Here is a 20,584-nt window from a genome sequence, read left to right as displayed (position 1 = left end):
CCCCACACCAGGGCCACTCCGGAGCCCGCGATCTGTGCCCAGTCCCACACGGAACGCACGGTAGGCGGCAGGACGGTCCTGAAGCCGCGATAGAGGCTCACGGCGATGAAACATACGAAGGCCATGACGGCTAGCAACATGAGCCCTGTGGTCGCTCGGCGCAGCCAGTACCGCATGCCGCGCGCGTACCAGGTGGTACCGAGGCCCGGGAGCTCGACGGGTGCTGGTGCCGTTGTCTCAGAAGATGCTCTTGATGCCACCCCACACGTCCTCTCCCAGCCGCTTGAAGTCGCCGCCTGTCTGCTTGAACACGTCACCGGTTCCATCCAGGACACCCATAACGTAGCCGTTCTTGTGGATGTCCTCCCTCCAGTGCTCGTGGAACGCGTGGTCGAGAACGCCAGTAGCACCGATCACGACGGCGCCGCCCACACCGGCCACCACTGCCGTGGGCACTTCGACGGGCAGTGCGGCGACCGCCCCCGCCGTGATTGCCGTTCCGAGGACCAGACCGCCGACGTTCGCGCCCCCGTCCACGACCACGGAGTGCGTCCACGACCAGCCTTGATCGTGGTCCTGTTGGGCTTCGAGAATGCCGCAGGCACCAGCGGCAGCAACGTCGAGGACCGGCATCTCCTTGAGGAACTCCGGAAGCTTGTCGACGCCCTCGCCCAGCCGCAGCGCCTTGGCCGCGTCCTCCACCTTGACGTTCAGTGCCCGGTCGTACGGCATTGCCGTGCTGCCGTTCTCGGCGCGCGCCAGCTTCGTCTCCAGGTCGTCCACCGTGGCCATGGCGTTGCGGTAGGCGTCCTTCGGCGCGAAGTCCTTGGGCAGTGACCGCCCTTCGGCCTGCAACGCCTTGCGTTCCTTGCGTAGTGCCTTCTTGGCCTGGTCGGCCTCCTTGCGCGCGTCGTCAAGTTTGGCGCGGGCTTCCTTGCCTCCTGCTCGGGCATCCTCGGCGTCGTATGCGTACAGGCCGCGCAGGTAGTCGGCGATGGTGGCTTTGTCACCTGGTGACACGCTTCCGGTGGCCTGCGCGTACAGCGCGTTGAGCTGGTCGGCAGCCTGTAGACGGGCCTGCTGTGCGGCGTGCAGGAGTTCCTGGCGGACCGTTGCGTACTCCTTCAAGGCGGCGATCGCCTTGCTCTGTGCGGCAGTCGGCGAGCTGCCCGTCGCGATCTCGCCGGGTACGCCATTGCCGTGCATGGGCACGCCCGCCTGGGTGGCGACGTCCTCGGCGTTTTTCAGAGCCGTCTCAACCGTATCGAGGCTGTTGGCAAGGTTGTTGAGGATGTTCCCGGTGTCGTGGACGAGTTGAGCGAATGCACCTGCCGTCATCGCGTCCTCGCTCCAGGCGCCACGGAAGCTCGAGGCCGCCTCGCCCTTCCAACCGGTGTCGGAAGCCAGCGTATCCACGGCGTGTTCAAGCGGCTTGATGACGCCTTCGAGCTGCTGTTGGGCGTTCATGTACGTTTCGCCCATCACGCGCAGGCCGCCGATGTCACCACCGACCCAACTGTCTGTCATCGCCGACTCTCGTTCTTCATCAGGTCGTCGAACAGGCCATGCACGTCAACGTCGTGCCGTTGGTAGGAATCGTGCGCGTCGTGCACTTTGTCACCGTGCTCGTCCAGCCGGTCAGCGAAACCGATGTGCAGGGAGATGATGAGGTCGGCCATTTCCTTGATCGCGTGGTCCAGGCCTGCGTCGCCACCGCTCACGACGGTGGGCGCGACGCTCTGACGGAGCTTGCGGTAGTCACCCGCCGCATTGTGGAAGGCGTCACTCAATGACTTCAGATCACCCAGGACGGCCTTGAGGTCCATGGCTACTTCACCTTCCGGGCGTACGCCTCAAGTTCTTCCGCCCGCCAGGTGACCGTACCCGGGGTCACCGCCGGGTCGAGCCGGACCTTGGGGAGTCCCGCGTCACGCATCGCCTCTGCGAACGGACCGATGGAGGAGGCGATCCACAGCTGCGCGGGACCCAGTGCCTCCACCAGTTTCTCCAAGCTGGTGAACGCGACGGGAACAGGCGTAGTGCCGGAGTGCTCAAGGAGTTCGACCGCGATGCGCGGTTGGCCCTCGCCGTCTGGGTACCGTGGATGAGCCGGGATGAAGACCACGGTGTGATAGGCCGGAACGCCTGGTACCGGGCCCATCGTCGAAGGCCCCTCAAGGAAGTCGAGGATGCGGGACCTTATGTGCTCCCCCACGTACTGCTCCCTCATTTGCTCGGCGGCTCACGGAATCGATCCTCACCGTACACACCATGGAGTACGCCACAATCCGGCAAACCAGCCTCACGACGACATCGGTTGACACAACCCATGCGACTGCTTGATACCCAGTGGCGACCCTTTGACCAACCGTTGACCAGGCGTCGCTCGCACTGTAAGCGGGGCCCGTCAGGGGTTTGCGTAGGGCGGCGTGCTCCCGACAGAGGCGATGATCGGCTGGTCCCATGGTGCGCTACTGTGCCCCCCGTCATTTGCAGTCGGGGTGTGCTCGCCGTTTCCGGTACTGGTCGTCGCGCAGGTGGTGCACACCCACCGGCACATGGGGGCCGGTTCGGCGGTGGAATTCCTGCGCGGCGTCGTACATGCCGAGTTCGCGTTCCTCACCTGGTTCGGCGTACTGGCCGTGCTGCTGCCCGCGCTGGGCGTCGGCGCGGCCTTCGGCGCCGCCGCGTGCTGCGCGGCCGTCGTCCAGGGGACGGTCTACGCCATCCGCCGCACCCGTTCGGCGTCGCTGGTACGCGGGCAGGTCAGGCAGGCCTCGTCCGGGCGTACGGCGTAGTACATGCAGCAGCCGAGCCGGGTGCGGATCGGCTGGCCGGACAGCTCACGGAAGGCGGCGGCGCCGGGGAACGGCGGGGTGCCGCCGGGTAGTACGGCACCGGCCTCCCGTACCCCGTGCCGCTCGTCGCCGAACACCCGGCCGAGGTACCAGATGCCGGACACCAGGTCGTCGCCCGCCATTCCCCACAGCGCCCGTGGCCCGCGCCGCACCTGCGGCGCGAAGGCCCGCAGCACCGGTGCCACATGCTCGGCGACGGCGGTGCGCAACTCGGCCGGGGGCGCGGCGCGTCGGCCCTCGCGGCAATCGTCGGGCGCCAGCGCGAGCGTGCCGCTCACCGGGTCGACGCGGACCTGGTCGGGGGCGATGTCGGGCACCCGGCGGTCCAGGTACCAGGGGCCGCTGAACAGCAGGCTGGCCGTCCACAGGTAGTGGTGCAGCGCCCGGGACGCGGCGACGTCGTGGCGGGGCCGCAGGCCGTGGTCGGCCAGGATGCGGGCCGACTCGCCGTCGATGACGGCGGCCAGCGCCTCGGGGCGGGCGGCCAGGTCCGACGCCGTGATCCACTCCGCGGGGCCGCTGGTGACCTCGGCGCACCATGCCTCGCAGCGCCGGGTGAGCTGGTGGTACAGCTCGGTGAGCGGTCGTACGCATGTGCTGGAGGGGTCGGTGAACCCCCTGCTGGTGTTGGGCATTGGCGTTCCGATCAGGGTGGGGCGCGCCCGGAAGAACCACACCATACTTGACAGGATTAGGTGTGCCTAACCTAAGTTTCTCGCGTGTTGACGACCGAACGAAGGCGTCCGTCCATGCGGCTCTACCTGCTCGCGCTCAACCCCACCGACTCGGTCACCGAGGGATTCCTGCCCGCCGCCGAACGGCTCGGCCTGGACGTCACCGTCCTCACCGACGACCCCGCGCCGCACCGCCGCGTCCCGTACCCGGCCGGGGTGGAGGTCGTCGGCTGCGAGGTCCGTGAGATCCGCGAGGTCGTCGGGGCCATCACCCAACGCCCCGCTCCCGCCGCGGTGTTCACCAACAGCGACCACCTGCAGACCCAGGCGGCGCTGGCCGCCGAGTACCTCGGACTGCCCGGCAAGGACTGGCGGGCCGCGCTGCGCACCAAGAACAAGGCGCAGCTGCGCCGCCACCTCGCCGACGTCTGGTGCGCCGAGGTGCCCGCGGGCGCGGCGCCGGACACCTCGCGGACGCGCTACCCGTGCGTGGTCAAACCGCGCGAGGGGGTGGCCAGCGAAGACGTGGTGCGCGTCGCGGACGAGCGCGAACTGCTCGCCCGCTGCGCCGAGATCCAGGCCCGGCGGCCCGGCGCCGCACTGCTGGTCGAGGAGTTCCTGCCCGGCGAACTGCACACCCTGGAGACGCTGGGCGACGGCCACGGCACCCGCCATGTGCTCGGCGGCTTCCATACCGAACTGTCGCCGCCGCCGTACTTCATCGAGGAGCGGATGGTCTTCGAACCCGAGCCGCCACCCGGGGTCGTCGAGCAGGTACTGGCCCAACTCGACGTGCTCGGCGTGGGTTTCGGGGCCTGCCACACCGAGTACGTGGTGCACGACGGGCAGGCCAGGCTGATCGAGGTCAACTACCGAGCCGCGGGCGACCAGGTGGACCTGCTGCTCGACGGACTGCTGGGCGTCCCGTTCTTCGAGCACGTGCTGCGGGCGCACCTCGGCGAACCGCTCCCCGCCGACCTCGGCGCCCGCGCCGACCGGGCCGCCCGAATCGACTACCCGTACGCCGACCGCGCCGGAACCCTGACCTCGGCGCCCGAGGCGGCCGAACTCACCGTGGACGGCGCGCGGTTGACGTACCGGCCGCTGCGCCGGACCGGCGAGCGGCGGCCACTGCACCACACCAACCGGGACTACCTGGGAGTGCTGCGCACCACCGGCGCCGACCAGGCGGCCGTGGACCGGGCCGCCACCGGGTTCCTGGCCGCCCAGCGCTGGGAGATCACCCGGTGACGGCCGAGGACCAGCTGACGCTGCGGGTGCTGAGCGCACTGCTGCGCGAGGACGTGGTCGGGCTGCGCCGCCGTAGCACACCGGTGGCACGGCCGGACGGGCGCTGGCTGCGGCTGCCCGCCGCGGACGGCGGCGCGCTGCTGCTGGCGGTGGCCGAGGACGGCTACCAGTGCGAGTACGCCGCCCGACTACCGCTGCTACGGCAAGAGAGCGCCGAGGGCCGCACCGCCGAACTCACCCGCTTCGCCGACATCCTGGGCGCCCTGCGCGCCCTCGCCGAGCCGGTCGACCGCCCCGGATTCGACGCCTTCGCCGAGGAGTACCGGCAGACCCTGGCCACGATGCGGCTGCACGACGAGGTACGCGCCGCCACCCATCGGCGGCTGGCCGCCGAACACGGCCCGGACCCGGCCCACTGGCGCGGCCACCGCGGCGCGCTGGCCCATGACACCCTCGCCGCCTATCTGGACCACCCGGTGTACCCCACCGCGCGGGGCCGCCGCGGTCTCGGCGCCGCCGAACTGCGGGTCTGCGCACCGGAGTTCCACCCCCGGTACCGGCCGCGCTGGCTGGTGCTGCCCCGGGAGGCGGTCAGCGTCGGCGGCGCGGCGCCCGAGGAGGTGCTGCCCGGCCGGTGGCCCAGCCCCGCGCTGCTGGGCATGCCGGAGCGGGACCGGGACCACCTCGCGCTGCCGGTGCACCCGCTGACCAAGGCCCGGTCGATCCAGGAGGCGCTGCGGGCGGTCGGGCTCGACCGGGACGCCGTACTGGCCCGTAGACCGCATCTGGACCTGGTCCCCACCCTCTCCATGCGCACCGGCGCGCTCGCCGACCATCCCCGCGCGCACCTCAAACTACCGCTGGACACGGCCACGTTGGGCGTCGCCAACCTGCGCACCATCAAGCCCGGCACGCTGGGCGACGGCGCCGAGTGCCAGCGGCTGCTGGAGGCGGTGACCGCCCGCGAGCCGCGCTTCGCGGACACCGTGCTGCTCGCCGACGAGACCTGCTGGGCGCACGCCGGGCATCCACTGCTCGCCGCCCTGGTGCGCGTGCACCCGGCGGGCCTGGACCAGTCGGCGGTGGTGCCGATGGCGGCGCTGCTGGCCACCGCGCCGAGCGGGCGACTGGTCATCGACCACCTCGCCGACCGGTTCCACGGCGGCGATCCGCTGACGCTCCTCGACGCCGTGCTGCGGCTGCTGTTCGACTGGCAGACCACGCTGTTCGGCTACGGCATCGCCCTGGAGTCGCACCAGCAGAACATCTCGCTGGTCTTCGACGCCGACCGGGTGCGGCTGCTGCTGAAGGACAACGACGGCCCGCGGATCAACGCCGTACGACTGGGCGACCGCCTCGGCCCGTACGCGTTCGACGATCCGCGGATCACCACCGAGGACGACGGCCCGCTGGCCGACCTGTTCACCACCATCACCGTGCACCTGTGCGCCGGGGCGTACGCCTTCGCCCTCGCCCGCACCGGCCGCGTGCCCCTCGTCGCGGCCCTGCGGATGATCCGCGCCCGCATGGCGGAGGCGGTGGACCGCCTGCCGCACGGCCCGCGGGAGGTGCTGCGCGAGCGCGTACTGGACGCCGAGCGGCTCCCGGTCAAGGCGATGGTCAGCGCCGGAACGCTGTTCGCCAAGGCGCGCAGCGGCGCGACGGACATCAACAAGCACTACACGTCCGGCCCCAACTACCTGCTGGGGGCGTAACCCCCAGGGGTCCGGGTCCAGGGCGGAAGCCCCGGAGGTCGAGCCGCCGCGGCGGCGAGCGGCCCCCGACGACGCGGACCGGCGGTCCGAGCGAGCCACACCCCACCAACCTCCGCTGGAGAACCCCATGTTGCTCTCCCCGGTGACCGACCGCAGGTCGCCCGCGTTGCCCGACGCGGACGTGGTCGCCGTGCACACGCTGCTCAACTGCCTGCTGCGGGAGGTCTCGGGACCCGAGCAGCAGGCCACCGTCGTGGACGGGCACCTGTACCTGCGGCTGCCCAGACGCGGTGTGCTGCTGCGCGTGGCACTGCGGCGCCTCTCGCTGTTCGGTGCGCACCGCTTCCGGGGACCGGCGGCCGAGCGGGTCGACGGCGGCTGGCGGCAGGTGGCACTGGAGCGGCTCGGTGAGTACGTGCACACCGAGCTGTCGCTGCGCTCCGGCGTCGGCAACGACGAGTTCCTCGGCCAGCTCGCCGCCAGCCGCGACGGCATCGCCGCCGCCCTGGCGCTGCGCACCCGCCCGTACCCGGGGACCGACCGCTATCTGGAGTCCGAGCAGTCGCTGGTCTACGGCCACCGCTTCCACCCCACCCCCAAGGCCCGCTGCGCGGCGTACGACGCCTGCGACGACTACGCGCCGGAGGCCCGCACCGCCTTTCCGCTGCGGCACCTGGCGGTGCGCCGGGAACTGGTCGCGGGGGAGTGCGCGACCCCGGGCGCCGACGCGCTGCTGGACCGGCTGCGGACGGTCCCGGACGGCTACCGGCTGCTGCCCGTACACCCCTGGCAGTACCGGCTGTTGGCCGACGTGCCCCGGCTGCGCGCCGCCATCGGCGCCGGTGACGTGCGCGACCTCGGCGAGGGCGGCGCGCCGTTCACCGCCACCGCCTCGGTGCGCACCCTGTACGGCCAGGGCGCCTTCCTCAAGTTCAGCCTCAACGTGCGGATCACCAACTGCCTGCGGAAGAACGCCCGTTACGAACTCGCCGGTGCCGTCGCCCTGACCCGACTGCTCGACCCGGTACTGCGCGAGCTGGCCGCCCGCTTCCCCGGCACCGCCATGCTGCGCGAGCCCGCGTACCGCACACTGGCGCTGCCCGGTGACGACGCGCTGCTAGAGGGGTTCGGCGTGATCGTCCGCGACGGCCTGGCCGCCCATCTGCCGCCCGGCGTGACCCCGTTGCTGGCCGCGGCCGTTGCCGACGAGTACCCGACCAGCGGCGCCCATGTCTCCCGGCTGCTGGACGGCGCGGGCCGGCCGGAGGCGCTGGAGTGGTGGACGGCGTATCTGCGGCTGCTGCTGCCACCCGTGCTCGCCGCCTACTTCGACCACGGCGTCGTCCTGGAGCCGCACCTGCAGAACGTGCTGGTCGGCGTCGACGGCGCCGGGCTGCCACGGCACATCGTCTTCCGCGATCTGGAGGGCACCAAGCTGCTGGCCGAGCGGCACGGCGAGGCACTGGCCGCGCTGCCCGCCGATGTGGCCGGGCCGTTGACGTACGACGCGCGGCGCGGCTGGGACCGGGTGGTCTACTGCCTGCTGGTCAACCACACCGCCGAACTGCTGGCCGCGCTCGCCGATCTGCACCCCGGGTCGGAGCCCGCGCTGTGGGCGCGGGTCCGGGCCGTGCTGCGCGAGTACGCGGACGAGCACGGCTGTCCGCCGCGGTTGCGCGCCCTGCTCGCGGGCGTGCCACTGCCCGCCAAGGCCAACCTGCTGACCCGCTGGGCCCGCCACGCCGACCGGGACGCGGGATACGTTGCGGTGCGCTCACCACTCGCCGCCCCGGGACACGAGGTCTCCTCGGCGGCGGGCACCCAGACCACCGCACCGGGAGTCCGCCGTGATCACTGAGGCCGTGCGTGACCACGTCCGTGCGCTGCCGGACGACCAACTCCCCGCGTATGTCTACGACATCGCCGCCCTGCGGGCGCACGCCCGGCGCGTCCGGGACGCGCTGCCCGAGCGGGTGGAGCTCTACTACGCGGCCAAGGCCAACCCGGACCCGCAGATCCTGGCCGCGCTGCGCTGCGCGGTGACCGGCTACGAGGTCGCCTCGGGAGGCGAGTTGGCCCATGTGCGCCGGGCGGTTCCGGGCGCGCGCGTGGCCTTCGGCGGGCCGGGCAAGACGCCCGGCGAACTGGCCGCGGCGGCGGGAACCGGCGTCACGCGCTTCCACGTGGAGAGCGAACGCGAACTGCGGCTGCTGGCGGGCGCGGTGGGGCCGGGGCGGCGCGCCGACATCCTGCTGCGGGTCAACCTGCCGGTGGAACTGCGCGGCGTCCCCCTGGCGATGGGCGGCCCCAGCCCGTTCGGCCTCGACCCGGCCGGAGTCCACCGGTGCCTGTCCCTGCTGGCCCGGCCGGACTTCGCCCGGCTGCGGCTGCGCGGCATCCACGCCCACCTGGCCAGCGGCCTGGACGCCGGCGCCCAACTCGCCGTGGCCGAACGGATCGTGGACTGGGCGGTACGGCTGCCGGTCCCAATCGAGGAGGTCAACACCGGCGGCGGCATGGCGGTGGACTACGCGGATCCGGCCGCCCGCTTCGACTGGGCCGCGTTCGGCGCCGGACTCGACCGGCTGCTGCGCCGCCACCCCGGGCTGCGGCTGCGGATCGAGCCGGGGCGGGCGCTCACCGCGTACTGCGGCTGGTACGCCACCGAGGTGCTGGACGTCAAAAGCGCGCACGGCGAGGACTTCGCCGTACTGCGCGGCGGCACCCAGCATCTGCGCACCCCGGTGACCAAGGGGCACGACCAGCCGTTCACCGTGCTGCCGGTGGACGACTGGCCGTACCCCTGGCCCAGGCCCGTGGTGCGCGGCCAACGCGCCACGCTCACCGGGCAGTTGTGCACCCCGAAGGACGTGTTCGCCCGTGCCGTACCGGGGGCCGCCGGACTACGGCCGGCGGACAGGGTGGTGTTCGCGCTGGCCGGGGCATACGCCTGGAACATCTCCCACCACGGCTTCCTGATGCATCCGCACCCGGGCTTCCACCACCTCGGGTGGGACTAGGCCCGGCGGTGCCGAACCGGTCCGCACCGCCGGGCCCGCGTCGTGTGAGCGCTCCCGCTCAGGACACCATCTCGTCCTCGGGGACGGTGATCACCCAGTGCGTGGCCCGGCGCGGCCGTAGGTAGAACACCCAGTACAGGGCGGCGACCGCGGTGATGCCCCCGGTGATCAGCAGATCGCGCGCGGCCTGCTGGGCGAGCACCCAGACCAGTACCGCCAGCAGCACCACCGGGACCACCGGCCACAACGGCATCCGCCACACGCCCTCTCGCTCCTTGTGCGCGCCGCGCCGGGACGCGAGGGCGGCCACCGCCACGAAGGCGTACAGCGCGGCAACGGCCACGCCGGTGACGCCGTTGAGCGTCGCAACCGGCACGAAGCACAGCACCGCGCCCGGTACGCCGACCGCCAGCGTGGCGATCCACGGCGAGCCGAACCGCTTGCTCAGCGCCGCCAGTGCCCGGCCGACCGGCGCGGGCCAGGCGTTGTCACGCGCCGAGGCGAACAGCACCCGGGAGTTCTGGATCACCATCACGATCGCCGCGTTGATGATCGCCAGCGCGATGCACAGGCTGATGAAGGTGCCGACGCCGGAGTCGCTCCACTTCTGCACCATGCCCGCGATGTCGCCGCCGGCCAGCGTGTTGAGGTCGGGAGCGCCCAGGGTGATGGCGACCACCGGGACCAGCACCACGGCCGCGCCGATGGCCAGCGTCCACAGCACGGTCCGGGAGACGGTGCGCCGCGGGTTCTCCATCTCCTCCGACAGGTACACGGCGGTGGAGAACCCCTGGAGGATGAACAGGGCCGCCGCCAGGCCCGCGACGATCAGCCCACCGGTGACCGGCAGGCTCGCGCCGTGGTCCCCGGCCATCACCGGGTGGACCAGCACCGAGGCGGAGCGCCGGGTGTGCGAGAAGCCGAGGAAGGCCACCACGGCGGACGCGACCACCTCAAGTACCAGGAAGACGCCGGTGATCCAGGCGTTGGCCCGCAGGTCGAGCAGGCCCATCACGGTGGCCAGCAGCATCACGGCCGCGCCCGTCGCCTTGGCGTCGACGTGGATGAGCGGTGCCAGGTAGTCGGCGGTGCCCAGCGCGATGATCGGCGGGACGATCATGACCACGATCAGCGCCTGGATGAACACCAGCCACCCCGAGAAGCGACCGGTGAGCGTGCCGACCATGGCGTACTCGCCGCCCGCGCTGGGGATCAGCGTGCCCAACTCCGAGTAGCAGAAGGCCACCGCGACACACAGCACGACGGCGATCACCAGGGTCAGCGCGGTGCCGGTGCCGAGGGTGGCGAACGAGCCCGGGACGATGACGAAGAGGGACGAGGCCGGGGTGAGGCAGGAAAGGGTGAGCAGTGTGCCGCCGACCACTCCGATGGAGCGGGTCAGTTTGCCCCTTTCCGTTGCCGCCGTGGAGGCGGCGGCGGAATCGGGGACTTCGGCGGGCGGGCGCAGGATTTCGGTCATACGGCGTCCCATCGGGCTCGGTGGGGCTCTGCGGGGGAGCGTTATCGCCTCCGTTATGGCTGGCTCATCAGATGCTGGGGCGCTCCCGGGACGTCATGAGACAACTGGTGTCAACAAAGCGTCAACCCCCCTCTCGCAACGAAATCCGTTGTCCGGTAGATCGAATTCGACTGATCTGAAAGCGGATTAGCTGTTAAATGGAGGTAAACGGCGTGGCGTGACGGGGGTCACGGCCGCTTGTGGCGGCACTGCGGATCGCGCGGCGGGGGTGGCGCGGCGAGAGAAATTAATTGCCGCCAGGGTAGGGGAATCCAGAGGTGATGCGTTGGCCTTGGCTTGCGGTTGGACACGGTACGTTGTCAAGCTGTTGCAGCCGGTCAACCTCTGTGGAGGGTCACGTGCCATTTGGTGAGCAGCCCGCGTACCTCCGGGTCGCCGACGACCTGCGGAGCAAGATCCTCGACGGCATCCTCCTCCCGCACACCCGGTTGCCCTCGCAGGCCCGTATCCGCCGGGACTACGGCGTCTCCGACACGGTCGCCCTGGAGGCCCGCAAGGTCCTGATGGCCGAGGGCTTCGTCGAGGGCCGCTCCGGATCCGGTACGTACGTCCGTGAGCGGCCGGAGCCGCGTGCCATCGCCCGCTCCGGCTACCGGCCGTCGTACGGCCCCACCCCGTTCCGCCAGGAGCAGGCGGACGAGGGCTGCAAGGGCACCTGGGAGTCGGTCAGCACGCAGGAGAGCGCCAGTCCGGCGATCGCCGCCCGGCTGCGGATCCAGCCGGACGACCGGGTGATGTGCACCCGCTATCTGTTCCGCACCGAGGGCGAGCCCATGATGCTCTCCACCTCCTGGGAGCCGCTGGCCGTCACCGGGCGCACCCCGGTCATGCTGCCCGAGGAGGGGCCGCTGGGCGGACGTGGCGTGGTGGACCGGATGGCGGCCATCGACATCGTGGTGGACAACGTGGTCGAGGAGGTCGCCGCGCGCCCCGGCCTGGCCGTCGAGACCGCGGAGCTCGGCGGCGTTCCGGGCCATGCGGTGCTGGTCGTCTCCCGCACCTTCTACGCCTCGGACCGGCCGGTGGAGACCGCCGACCTGGTCATCCCGGCCGACCGCTTCAAGGTCGCGTACCACCTTCCGGTCCGCTGATGCCCTTCCCGTGGACCGCTCGGTCGCATGGGTGGCGGTGCGGTGCCCGCCACTCGCCGTCGCCGCTCGCGCCACGGCGGAATCCTCCTCGCGGCCGGCCTTCGCGCGGGTGATACCGACTGTTGACAATCAGTGACGGCTTCCCGGCCGATCGGTCGGCGTAACCCCTCTGAGCTGCAACGTCGTTGACGGAGTGGTCCGTTCGCACCCCGGTTCGATCACGATACGTGGCTGTTGCAAAGATCACACAACACCTCCAGGGGGAACCGCAGACGGCCTATCGCCTTTAAGCTGCCGGAGTTTGTGCAAGGCCACGGGGAGAAGAAAGGGGAACCACCGATTTGTCTGGTTCCAACTACCGCCGTTCCCTCGGCACGGTATCGCTGACGGCCGTCGGCCTCGGCTCGATCATCGGCTCGGGCTGGCTGTTCGGTGCCGCCAAGGCAAGCCACCTGGCTGGGCCGGCGGCGATCTTCGCCTGGGTGATCGGTGCCGTGGTCGCGCTGACCATCGCCTTGACCTACACCGAGCTGGGCTCGATGTTCCCCAAGGCCGGTGGCATGGTCCGCTACGGCCAGTACTCGCACGGCTCGCTCGCCGGTTACCTGGCCGCCTGGGCCAACTGGATCGCCATCGTCTCGGTGATCCCGGGTGAGGCGACCGCCTCGGTCACCTACATGAGCTCGTGGAAGTGGTCCTGGGCCAAGGGCCTGTACAACGGCACCGAGCTGACCGGCTCCGGTGTCGCGCTGGCCAGTGTGCTGCTGCTGGTCTACTTCGCGCTCAACTGGTGGGCGATCACGCTGTTCGCCAAGACCAACACGGCGATCACCGTCTTCAAGATCGTGGTGCCCACGCTCACCGCGGCCACCCTGATGCTGTCGCACTTCGACACGCACAACCTCAGCCGCGCCGGAGGCTTCGCCCCGCACGGCTGGAACGCGGTGTTCAACGCGGTCGCCGTCTCCGGCATCGTCTGGGCGTACAACGGCTTCCAGTCGCCGCTCAACATGGCCGCCGAGGCCCGTAACCCGCGCAAGTCGCTGCCGCGCGCGGTGATCAGCTCGATCCTCATCGCGCTGGTGATCTACGTGGCGCTGCAGGTCGCCTTCCTGATGGCGGTGCCCGCCCACGACCTGGCCGGTGGCGGCTGGTCCGCGCTGAACTTCAAGTCCCCGCTGGCCGACCTGGCCATCGCCTGGGGCATCAACTGGCTGGCCATGCTGCTCTACGCCGACGCCTTCATCTCCCCGTCCGGCACCGGCATGATCTACGCGGCCACCACCTCCCGCATGATCCACGGCGTCCAGGAGAACGGCCACCTGCCGGGCGTCTTCGGCAAGGTCGACCCCAAGACCGGTGTGCCGCGTCCGGCGCTGCTGCTGAACCTGGTGGTGGCGTTCGCCTTCCTCGCGGTGTTCCGCGGCTGGGGCTCGCTGGCCGAGATCGTCTCGGTGGCCACCGTGATCTCGTACATCACCGGCCCGGTCGCCGTGATGTCGCTGCGCCGCCTGGCGCCGGACATGCCGCGTCCGGTGCAGCTGAAGGCGATGCCGGTGATCGCGCCGGTCGCGATGGTCTTCGGTTCGCTGGTGCTGTACTGGGCCAAGTGGCCGCTGACCGGCAAGGTCATCCTGCTGATGGCGGCCGGTCTGCCGATCTGGGCCTTCTACGAGCTGCGCAAGCCCATGTCGCAGCTGAAGCCGCACCTGAAGGCGGGCGTCTGGATGGTCGCCTACCTGTTCGTGATGGCCTTCATCTCGTACATCGGAAGCAAGGACTACGGCGGCCAGGGCTACCTGCCCGAGGGCTGGGACCTGCTGGTCGTCGCCGTGATCGGGCTGGCCTTCTACTTCTGGGGTGTGCGCAGCGCCTGGCACAACCCGTCGCTGGAAGCGGTCCGCGAGGAGCTCAAGGCGGCCCAGGACGACGCCGAGCGCGTCTCCACGGCGGTCTGATCCGTCGCTCGCGATGAGGACCCCCGCGCACCGCGCGGGGGTCCTCATCGTTTCCGCCTTCAACAGGTGGCGAGTTCATACCCGTTCGCGTACGGACGGGTTCACACGGTCACCGGCGGGCGTAGGCTGTGGCATATGCGGATCGCCGTTTCCTCGGACATGGATGAGCCGGTAGCCAGGGTCCTCGTCTACGAACTGCGCAGGCGCGGGCACGAGGTGTCCGCCTACGGGGCGCTGCGCGGCGACGACCGGGAGGGCGCGGGACGCCCCGACTGGGCGTGGTCGGCGACGGCCGCGGCCCGCGAGGTCGCGGCGGGCCGGGCCGACCAGGCGGTGGTCTGCTGCTGGACCGGCACCGGCGCGTCGATGGCCGCCAACAAGGTGCCAGGAGCGCGCGCCGCGCTGTGCACGGACGCCTACACCGCCAACGGCGCCCGCCAGTGGAACGACGCCAACGTCCTCGCCATCGGTCTGCGGCAGACCTCGGAACCACTGCTCAAGGAGATCCTCGACGCGTGGTTCGCCGGTAGGGCCAGCGAGGAGAAGGACGACCTCGCCAGCATCGACCACGTACGGGAAATCGACGGAGTCGCCTGATGGGCGAGCTGCTGTGGGCCGTCATACGCCAGGACGACAACGGCAACCGCTACCGCGTCGCCAGTTGTGAGACCCGCGAGGAGGCCGAGACGGTCGCGGGACACTTCGAGGCACGCGGGCTGGGACGGCGCTACCTCATCGAGAAGATCGACCAGCCCCAGGCCTCCTAGCCGCTGACGGGACGCCCTGCGCGGCGCCGTAGAGTGCCGCGCATGAGCGTTTCGGTGCGTGTGGTGGTGGGCGCGGCGCTGCTGCACCAGGGCCGGTTGCTGGCCGCTCGGCGCAGCGCCCCGCCGGAGCTGGCCGGGCGCTGGGAGCTGCCCGGCGGCAAGGTGGAGCCGGGCGAGACGGCCGAGCAGGCCCTGGTGCGCGAGCTGCGCGAGGAACTGGGGGTCGAGGCGGAGCCGCTGGAGCGGATCCCCGGCGAGTGGCCGTTGCGGGCCGATCTGGTGCTGCGGGTGTGGACCGCCCGGCTGGCCGAGGGCTCCGCGCCGCCGCGTCCCCTGGAGGACCACGACGCCCTGCGCTGGCTGGCGCCCGCAGAGGTGGCCGGCGTCGACTGGCTGGACCAGGACCGCCCGGCGGTCGCCGAGGCGGCCCGCAGGCTCTCCGGGGGCCGGTGAGCGAGGTGCGGACAGGGCGGCGCGCGGCACCCCGCTCGAGGCGGGCGGGAAGCGGGCGCGCCGGACCCGTTCGAGGACTCCGCCGGACTGAACGGAGTAACGCGCCGGGCCGGTCGCCGTGTACTCCATTGATCATGGGGTACGGGGGGTTTAGGCACTATGTCCGAACTGGCGGGAGGTGTGCCGGATGAGCACCCCATCCGCCGCGCACAATCCGCCACACAACGCGGCCGACCGCCACCGGACGCGCGGCCTGCAACCGGCCGCCACCCAACCAGCCGACTCCGGTGGGCTGCTGGACACCCTGCGGGTCGGCGTCATCATGCTGGACACCCGGGGCCGGGTGGTGCTGTGGTCCCCGCTGGCCGAGGAACTGCTGGGCTGGGCCGGCGAGCACATCGTCGGCCGCCGGATCGACCACATCATCAGCGACTGGTCCACGGCGCACGCCGTCCGCGCCGAGCGCCTCGGCCGGGTGCCCAGCCCCGGCCCCGCGGAGCAGGTGCTGGCCGAGCTGCTGCGCGCCGGACGCTGGGGCGGGGTGCTGCCGCTACGGCACCGCGACGGCCACACCGTGCAGGCCGAGGTGCGGGCCTCGCTGCTGGTGGACGGGGACGGCAAGCCGTACATCCTGGTCTCGCTCGCCGAGACCCAGCTGCTGCGCGGCCTGGAGCACGATCTGGCCATTGTCGACGCGGTGTTCGACACCTCCGCGCTCGGCATCGCGATCTTCGACACCGATCTGCGCTTCGTCCGCGTCAACCAGGCCCTGGCCCGGATGAACGGCCGCCCCCCGGACGACCACATAGGCCGCACCGTCGACGAGATCCTGCCCGGCAGGACCGGCCACAACCTCACCCTGGTCCAGCGCGAGGTGCTGGCCACCGGGCGCACAGTGGTCGACCTGCTGAACAAGGGACCGGGCGGCGAGGGCCTGCGCTCCGCCTCGTACTCCAGGATCGTGGACCGGGCCGGGCGGGTGCTGGGCATCTCCTGCATCGTCATGGACGTCACCGAACGCCACATCGCGGTCGCCAAGGCCGAGCGGGCCCGCGCCCGGCTCACCCTCCTCAACGACGTGGGCGGGGTCCTGTCCGACCTGCTCGACGTGGACCGCATCGCCCGGCTGCTGCCCGACATCCTGGTACCGGAGTTCGCCGACTACGCCGGGGTGCTGCTGGTCCGCGACGTCCCCCGGGGCGCCGACCTGCCGCGCCGCCCGCACCCCGCGCACACCCCGCTCGTGCTGGCCGGGGTCACCACGGGGCCCGGGACCGAGGCGGTCGCCGCCCAGCTGCGCGCCGGGGCCAGCCTCAGCTTCCCCGAGGGCTCACCGCTCACCGAGGTGCTGGCCGGCGGCCCCGCCTGGTACGCCGAGACCAGCGCGGACCTGCACGCCGCCACGGACAGCGCGTACGGCCTCGACCCGCGCATAAAGGCCGCCCTGGAACTGGGCGTCGGCTCGATGCTCGTCGTCCCGCTGCGGGCCCGCGGAATCGTGCTCGGCCTGCTGGTCATCGGACGCTCCGTGCAGCGCGAGTCGTTCGACCCCGACGACCTGGCGCTCGCCACCGAACTCGCCGACCGCGCGGGCGCCGCCCTCGACAACGCCCGGCTGTACGCGCGGGAACGGGAGGGCGCCCTGATGCTGCAACGCAGCCTGCTGCCGCAGCACGTGCCCGAACTGCCGGGCGTCGAGGTCGCCTACCGCTACGTGCCCGGCAGCACCGGCGCGGAGGCGGGCGGCGACTGGTTCGACGTGGTGCCGCTGGCGGGCGGCCGGGTCGCCTTCGTGGTCGGCGACGCGATGGGGCACGGGCTCCAGGCCGCCGCCACCATGGGACGGCTGCGCACCGCCATGCGCACCCTCGCCGCGCTCGACATGACCCCCGACGAACTGCTGCGCCGGATCAACGACCTGTCCGACGACTTCGCGCAGTTCCCCGACGAACCGATGATGGCCACCTGCGTCTACGCCGTCTACGACCCGTCGACCCGGATCTGCTCCATCGCCAAGGCGGGCCATCTGCCACCCCTGTTGATCGACCCCGGCGAGCGCGGAGCCGAAGGCGTGCACCGCCTCGACATGCCCACCGGCACCCCGATCGGCGTCGGCGAAGCGGAGTTCGAGACCACCGAACTGCGGGTGCCGGACGGCTCGGTGCTGGTGCTCTACACCGACGGTCTGATCGAGCGGCGCGGCGAGGACATCGGCCATGGCATCGACCGGCTCAGGGCGGTACTCGGCCGCCCGCACCGGTCCTTGGAGGACGCGTGCGACGACATGGTCACCAACCTGGTCGGGGAGCTCGAACCGGACGACGTGGCCGTGCTGATGGCCCGGCTCGGCGGTCTCCCGGAGGGCAGCGCGGCGTCCTGGGCCTTCCCCGCCGAACCCAGCGCGGTACGGCAGGCGCGCACGCATGTCCGAGAGACGCTGGCCGTATGGGGTTTGAACGCGCTGACCGACGTGACCGTACTTCTGGTCAGTGAACTGGTCACCAACTCCCTGCGGTACGCGCACGGACCCATCGGCGTCCGCATGGTCCGCGGACCCTCGCTGCTGGTCGAGGTCTCCGACCCGCTGCCCGATCCGCCGCGCGCCCGTACCGCCGACCACGAGGACGAGGGCGGCCGCGGACTCCAACTCGTCGCCCGGGCATCCCGGCGATGGGGTACCCGGCAGGGGCCGCTGGGCAAGACGGTGTGGTTCGAACTGGCGTTGCCGGGTAGCTGACCTCGGTGAAGTTGCCTCGTTGAAGCCGAAATGATGCTGTGATCGACAAGACCGTGTGTCCGGTGCCGCCGGTGCTCAATACTTCAGGGGTGCCCAATACCCTGAAGACTGGGCAGCGGCCGGTCCGGGAGTACTGAATAACTGGAGGGGTCTTGCGCTGCATACGTTCCGGCGGATCCTGCTCCGCCGCTTCGCACGGAGAAGGCCACCACCCCTCGGGGGCCGACCATGGCTGAACTGCCAAGTCCCCGGGGCCTTGAGGGCGACCGGGAGCGGGACGCCTCCCTGGCCGCGTTCGAGGCGATTTTCGGCCAATCTCCGATGGGGCTTTTCCTCGCCGACACCGACCTCAGACTGATCCGCGTCAACGAGCGCTTCGCACACGTCTACGGCAAGCCCGCGGGGGACTACCCGGGCCGCACCCCGCACGACTTCCTGCCCCGGGTCGAGGCCGACCGGCTCACCGCGGCGCTGCGCCAGGTGCTGGACTGCGGCGAACCGGTGGTCGACATGCAGGTCGTCGGCACCAGCCCCGGTTCTCCCGGCCGCCGCCGCTGGGCGATCTCCCTGTACCGGCTCACGGACCCGCACGGCCGTCCGTCCGGAGTGGCGGGCGTGGCAACGGATGTGACGATCCGTCAGCGCGCCGAACGGGAGGCGGCGCACACCCGGCGCGACCTGGCCCTGCTCAACGAGGCGGGCACCCGCATCGGCAACTCCCTCGACCTGGAGACCACCGCCCGGCAGCTGCTGGACGTCGCCGTACCGCACTTCTGCGACCTGGCCGCCGTCGACCTCTACCAGGTGCTGCTGACCGGCGACGAGGACCCGGTCGGCAGCTCCGACGGCAGCGCGGACGTGCGCAGGGTCGCGGGCGCCAGCGCGGTCTCCGGCGGCCCCGACTCACTGGGCGTCGAGGACGGCTCGGTGAGCGTGGGCGCGGTGCACCGCTATCCGTTCACCTCGCCCGCGGCGAAGGCGCTGCGCACCGCGCAGATCCAGGTCGTCGGCGTCAGCGGCGGCGGCTCCATGGCCGACGAGCCGACCGAACCCGACCTGGAGCGGGGCGAGTTGCCGGCCGTCGTCCAGTCCACCCTGGTGGTGCCGATGGTCGCCCGGGACACCGTGCTCGGCCTGGTGCACTTCTCCCGCGCCAAGGGCAGCGAACCGTTCGGCGAACGCGACCGCGCGCTGGCCGGGGAACTCGTCGCCCGGGCCGCCGTGTGCATCGACAACGCACGGCTGTACCGGCGCGAGCACGAACGGGCGCTGCTGCTCCAGCGCAGCCTGCTGCCACCGGGCAATCCGGAGGCCGCCGGACTCGACATCGCCTGCCGCTATCTGCCGGGCAACGCCGCCGCGGAGGTCGGCGGCGACTGGTTCGACGTCATAGAACTGCCCGGCCACCGCACCGCGTTGGTGGTCGGCGACGTGATGGGCCGCGGACTTCGGGCCGCCGTCGCCATGGGCGAACTGCGCACCGCGGTACGCACCCTGGCGCTGCTCGACCTCGAACCGGCCGAGGTGCTGACCCAGTTGGACGAGATCGCCCGCGGTCTGTCCGACCCCAGCGGTGGCCGCAGCCGACGCGCCAAGGACCGCGACACCGAGGACCTGGCCGAGGTGTACCTGGCGACCTGCGTCTACGCGGTGTACGACGCGGTCACCCGGCGCTGCACCATCGCCAACGCCGGCCATCTGCCGCCGGTCATCGTGCAGCCAGGTGATCCGGCGCTGATGCTCGACGTGCCGCCCGGCATGCCGCTGGGCGTCGGCGGCGAGCCGTTCGAGGAGGTGGACATCGAACTCCCCGACGGCGCGCTCCTCGCCCTCTACACCGACGGGCTGGTGGAGTCCCGCCACCACGCCCTGGACGAGGGCCTGGAGGCCTTCCGGCGCGCCCTGAGCACCGCCGCGCTGCCGCTGGAGGACGCCTGCGACCACGTACTGACCAGCCTGGACACCCACCACGGCGAGGACGACGTGGCGCTGCTGATGGCCAGGGTGCAGGGCCTGCCGGACGACGCGGTCGGCGACTGGACGCTGCCGCCGAAGGGCCAGTCGGTGGCCCAGGCCCGGGAGCTGGCCCGGGGGCGGCTGGAGGCCTGGGGCCTGGGCGAACTGGTCGACACCACCGAACTGCTGGTCAGTGAGCTGGTCACCAACGCGCTGCGGCACGGCAGGGGGGACATACGGCTTCGGCTGCTGCTGGACCGGACGCTGGTGTGCGAGGTCTGGGACTCCGGCCTCGTCCAGCCCAGGCGGCGGCGGGCCCGGGACACCGACGAGGGCGGTCGCGGGCTGCAACTCGTCAGCATGCTCAGCGAGAGCTGGGGCAGCCGTAGGACGCCGCGCGGCAAGACCGTGTGGTTCGAACTCGGGCTGCCCGACGGGGAGACGAGGGGACCGGACCTGGCGTCGGCGCTGCTCAGCGTGTACTGATCGGTCGTGTTGTGGGCAGCCGCTCCGCACGGCGGAAACGGATGGGCACAACACGGCCCACGGCCCGCACCTTGGAAC

17 protein-coding genes are annotated in these 20,584 nt (G+C 71.5%); 12 read left to right on the top strand and 5 right to left on the bottom strand.

What is annotated here, in order from left to right; all coding sequences use genetic code 11:
* Nucleotides 1–237: 237 nt before the first annotated feature.
* Genes O5O46_RS02180 through O5O46_RS02170 form a run of 3 tightly spaced genes read right to left on the bottom strand, consistent with a single transcriptional unit; the run spans nucleotide 238 to nucleotide 2,215 of the window.
* A complete protein-coding gene (locus O5O46_RS02180; protein WP_269853456.1) occupies nucleotides 238–1,527 on the bottom strand; it encodes a WXG100 family type VII secretion target in 1,290 nt (429 codons plus the stop codon).
* The gene (locus tag O5O46_RS02175) at nucleotides 1,524–1,826 is read right to left on the bottom strand and encodes a DUF6317 family protein (RefSeq protein WP_269853455.1); all 303 of its coding nucleotides are present in this window, start codon (nucleotides 1,824–1,826) and stop codon (nucleotides 1,524–1,526) included. The genes O5O46_RS02180 and O5O46_RS02175 overlap by 4 nt, the downstream gene beginning before the upstream one ends.
* Nucleotides 1,827–1,828: 2 nt before the next feature.
* The gene (locus O5O46_RS02170) at nucleotides 1,829–2,215 is read right to left on the bottom strand and encodes a hypothetical protein (RefSeq protein WP_269853454.1); all 387 of its coding nucleotides are present in this window, start codon (nucleotides 2,213–2,215) and stop codon (nucleotides 1,829–1,831) included.
* A gap of 214 nt (nucleotides 2,216–2,429) precedes the next feature.
* Between O5O46_RS02170 and O5O46_RS02165 the strand changes: the two genes are divergently transcribed.
* Complete coding sequence (locus tag O5O46_RS02165; RefSeq protein WP_269853453.1) at nucleotides 2,430–2,798, top strand: hypothetical protein; 369 nt, start codon at nucleotides 2,430–2,432, stop codon at nucleotides 2,796–2,798.
* On the opposite strand, the gene O5O46_RS02160 is transcribed toward O5O46_RS02165, so the two are convergent.
* The gene (locus tag O5O46_RS02160; RefSeq protein ID WP_269853452.1) at nucleotides 2,720–3,538 is read right to left on the bottom strand and encodes a (2Fe-2S)-binding protein; all 819 of its coding nucleotides are present in this window, start codon (nucleotides 3,536–3,538) and stop codon (nucleotides 2,720–2,722) included. The two genes, O5O46_RS02165 and O5O46_RS02160, sit on opposite strands and share 79 nt — an antisense overlap.
* Before the next feature lie 69 nt (nucleotides 3,539–3,607).
* On the opposite strand from O5O46_RS02160, the gene O5O46_RS02155 reads away from it, so the two are divergent.
* The 4 genes from O5O46_RS02155 to O5O46_RS02140 all read left to right on the top strand — a co-directional run bounded on the left by O5O46_RS02155 (nucleotide 3,608) and on the right by O5O46_RS02140 (nucleotide 9,518).
* Nucleotides 3,608–4,783, top strand: coding sequence for an ATP-grasp domain-containing protein (locus tag O5O46_RS02155; RefSeq protein WP_269853451.1), 1,176 nt, complete (start codon nucleotides 3,608–3,610; stop codon nucleotides 4,781–4,783).
* On the top strand, nucleotides 4,780–6,498 hold the full coding sequence (locus O5O46_RS02150) for an IucA/IucC family protein (protein ID WP_269853450.1): 1,719 nt from the start codon (nucleotides 4,780–4,782) through the stop codon (nucleotides 6,496–6,498). The genes O5O46_RS02155 and O5O46_RS02150 overlap by 4 nt, the downstream gene beginning before the upstream one ends.
* 127 nt (nucleotides 6,499–6,625) lie before the next feature.
* Nucleotides 6,626–8,356, top strand: a complete 1,731-nt coding sequence (locus O5O46_RS02145; protein ID WP_269853449.1) for an IucA/IucC family protein — start codon at nucleotides 6,626–6,628, stop codon at nucleotides 8,354–8,356.
* Nucleotides 8,346–9,518 (top strand): type III PLP-dependent enzyme, encoded by a 1,173-nt coding sequence (locus tag O5O46_RS02140; protein WP_443072350.1) that lies wholly within the window; start codon nucleotides 8,346–8,348, stop codon nucleotides 9,516–9,518. Before O5O46_RS02145 ends, O5O46_RS02140 begins: the two co-directional genes overlap by 11 nt.
* Before the next feature lie 58 nt (nucleotides 9,519–9,576).
* Here the strand turns inward: O5O46_RS02140 and O5O46_RS02135 are convergent, their stop codons facing one another.
* On the bottom strand, nucleotides 9,577–10,998 hold the full coding sequence (locus tag O5O46_RS02135; protein ID WP_269853448.1) for an APC family permease: 1,422 nt from the start codon (nucleotides 10,996–10,998) through the stop codon (nucleotides 9,577–9,579).
* Between the two features lie 398 nt (nucleotides 10,999–11,396).
* Here O5O46_RS02135 and O5O46_RS02130 point away from each other — a divergent pair, with 398 nt between their 5' ends.
* The 7 genes from O5O46_RS02130 to O5O46_RS02100 all read left to right on the top strand — a co-directional run bounded on the left by O5O46_RS02130 (nucleotide 11,397) and on the right by O5O46_RS02100 (nucleotide 20,506).
* Nucleotides 11,397–12,149 (top strand): GntR family transcriptional regulator, encoded by a 753-nt coding sequence (locus tag O5O46_RS02130; protein ID WP_269853447.1) that lies wholly within the window; start codon nucleotides 11,397–11,399, stop codon nucleotides 12,147–12,149.
* 341 nt (nucleotides 12,150–12,490) lie between these two features.
* The gene (locus O5O46_RS02125; RefSeq protein WP_269853446.1) at nucleotides 12,491–14,107 is read left to right on the top strand and encodes an APC family permease; all 1,617 of its coding nucleotides are present in this window, start codon (nucleotides 12,491–12,493) and stop codon (nucleotides 14,105–14,107) included.
* Between the two features lie 135 nt (nucleotides 14,108–14,242).
* A complete protein-coding gene (locus O5O46_RS02120) occupies nucleotides 14,243–14,704 on the top strand; it encodes an RpiB/LacA/LacB family sugar-phosphate isomerase (RefSeq protein ID WP_269853445.1) in 462 nt (153 codons plus the stop codon).
* Entirely contained in the window at nucleotides 14,704–14,874 is a 171-nt protein-coding gene (locus O5O46_RS02115) for an SPOR domain-containing protein (protein WP_269853444.1), read from the top strand. The genes O5O46_RS02120 and O5O46_RS02115 overlap by 1 nt, the downstream gene beginning before the upstream one ends.
* Before the next feature lie 42 nt (nucleotides 14,875–14,916).
* Nucleotides 14,917–15,327 carry a (deoxy)nucleoside triphosphate pyrophosphohydrolase gene (locus tag O5O46_RS02110; protein WP_269853443.1) on the top strand — a complete coding sequence of 137 codons (411 nt, stop codon included), beginning with the start codon at nucleotides 14,917–14,919 and terminating at the stop codon, nucleotides 15,325–15,327.
* Between the two features lie 187 nt (nucleotides 15,328–15,514).
* Complete coding sequence (locus O5O46_RS02105; RefSeq protein ID WP_269853442.1) at nucleotides 15,515–18,064, top strand: SpoIIE family protein phosphatase; 2,550 nt, start codon at nucleotides 15,515–15,517, stop codon at nucleotides 18,062–18,064.
* Between the two features lie 228 nt (nucleotides 18,065–18,292).
* Nucleotides 18,293–20,506, top strand: coding sequence for a SpoIIE family protein phosphatase (locus tag O5O46_RS02100; protein WP_269853441.1), 2,214 nt, complete (start codon nucleotides 18,293–18,295; stop codon nucleotides 20,504–20,506).
* The last annotated feature ends 78 nt before the right edge of the window (nucleotides 20,507–20,584 follow it).

This window comes from Streptomyces sp. RPT161 (assembly GCF_027533845.1).
Taxonomy (GTDB): Bacteria; Actinomycetota; Actinomycetes; order Streptomycetales; family Streptomycetaceae; genus Streptantibioticus_A; species Streptantibioticus_A silvisoli_A.
Note: the sequence above shows the minus strand (reverse complement) of the source record. Positions and strands in the feature narration are given on the sequence as shown.

Coding starts and splice junctions, on each gene's coding strand:
- O5O46_RS02160 (WP_269853452.1), bottom strand. CDS start 3,538: ATGGTGTGGTTCTTCCGGGCGCGCCCCACCCTGATCGGAACGCCAATG.
- O5O46_RS02100 (WP_269853441.1), top strand. CDS start 18,293: ATGGCTGAACTGCCAAGTCCCCGGGGCCTTGAGGGCGACCGGGAGCGG.
- O5O46_RS02175 (WP_269853455.1), bottom strand. CDS start 1,826: ATGGACCTCAAGGCCGTCCTGGGTGATCTGAAGTCATTGAGTGACGCC.
- O5O46_RS02145 (WP_269853449.1), top strand. CDS start 6,626: ATGTTGCTCTCCCCGGTGACCGACCGCAGGTCGCCCGCGTTGCCCGAC.
- O5O46_RS02115 (WP_269853444.1), top strand. CDS start 14,704: ATGGGCGAGCTGCTGTGGGCCGTCATACGCCAGGACGACAACGGCAAC.
- O5O46_RS02180 (WP_269853456.1), bottom strand. CDS start 1,527: ATGACAGACAGTTGGGTCGGTGGTGACATCGGCGGCCTGCGCGTGATG.
- O5O46_RS02110 (WP_269853443.1), top strand. CDS start 14,917: ATGAGCGTTTCGGTGCGTGTGGTGGTGGGCGCGGCGCTGCTGCACCAG.
- O5O46_RS02105 (WP_269853442.1), top strand. CDS start 15,515: ATGAGCACCCCATCCGCCGCGCACAATCCGCCACACAACGCGGCCGAC.
- O5O46_RS02155 (WP_269853451.1), top strand. CDS start 3,608: ATGCGGCTCTACCTGCTCGCGCTCAACCCCACCGACTCGGTCACCGAG.
- O5O46_RS02120 (WP_269853445.1), top strand. CDS start 14,243: ATGCGGATCGCCGTTTCCTCGGACATGGATGAGCCGGTAGCCAGGGTC.
- O5O46_RS02135 (WP_269853448.1), bottom strand. CDS start 10,998: ATGACCGAAATCCTGCGCCCGCCCGCCGAAGTCCCCGATTCCGCCGCC.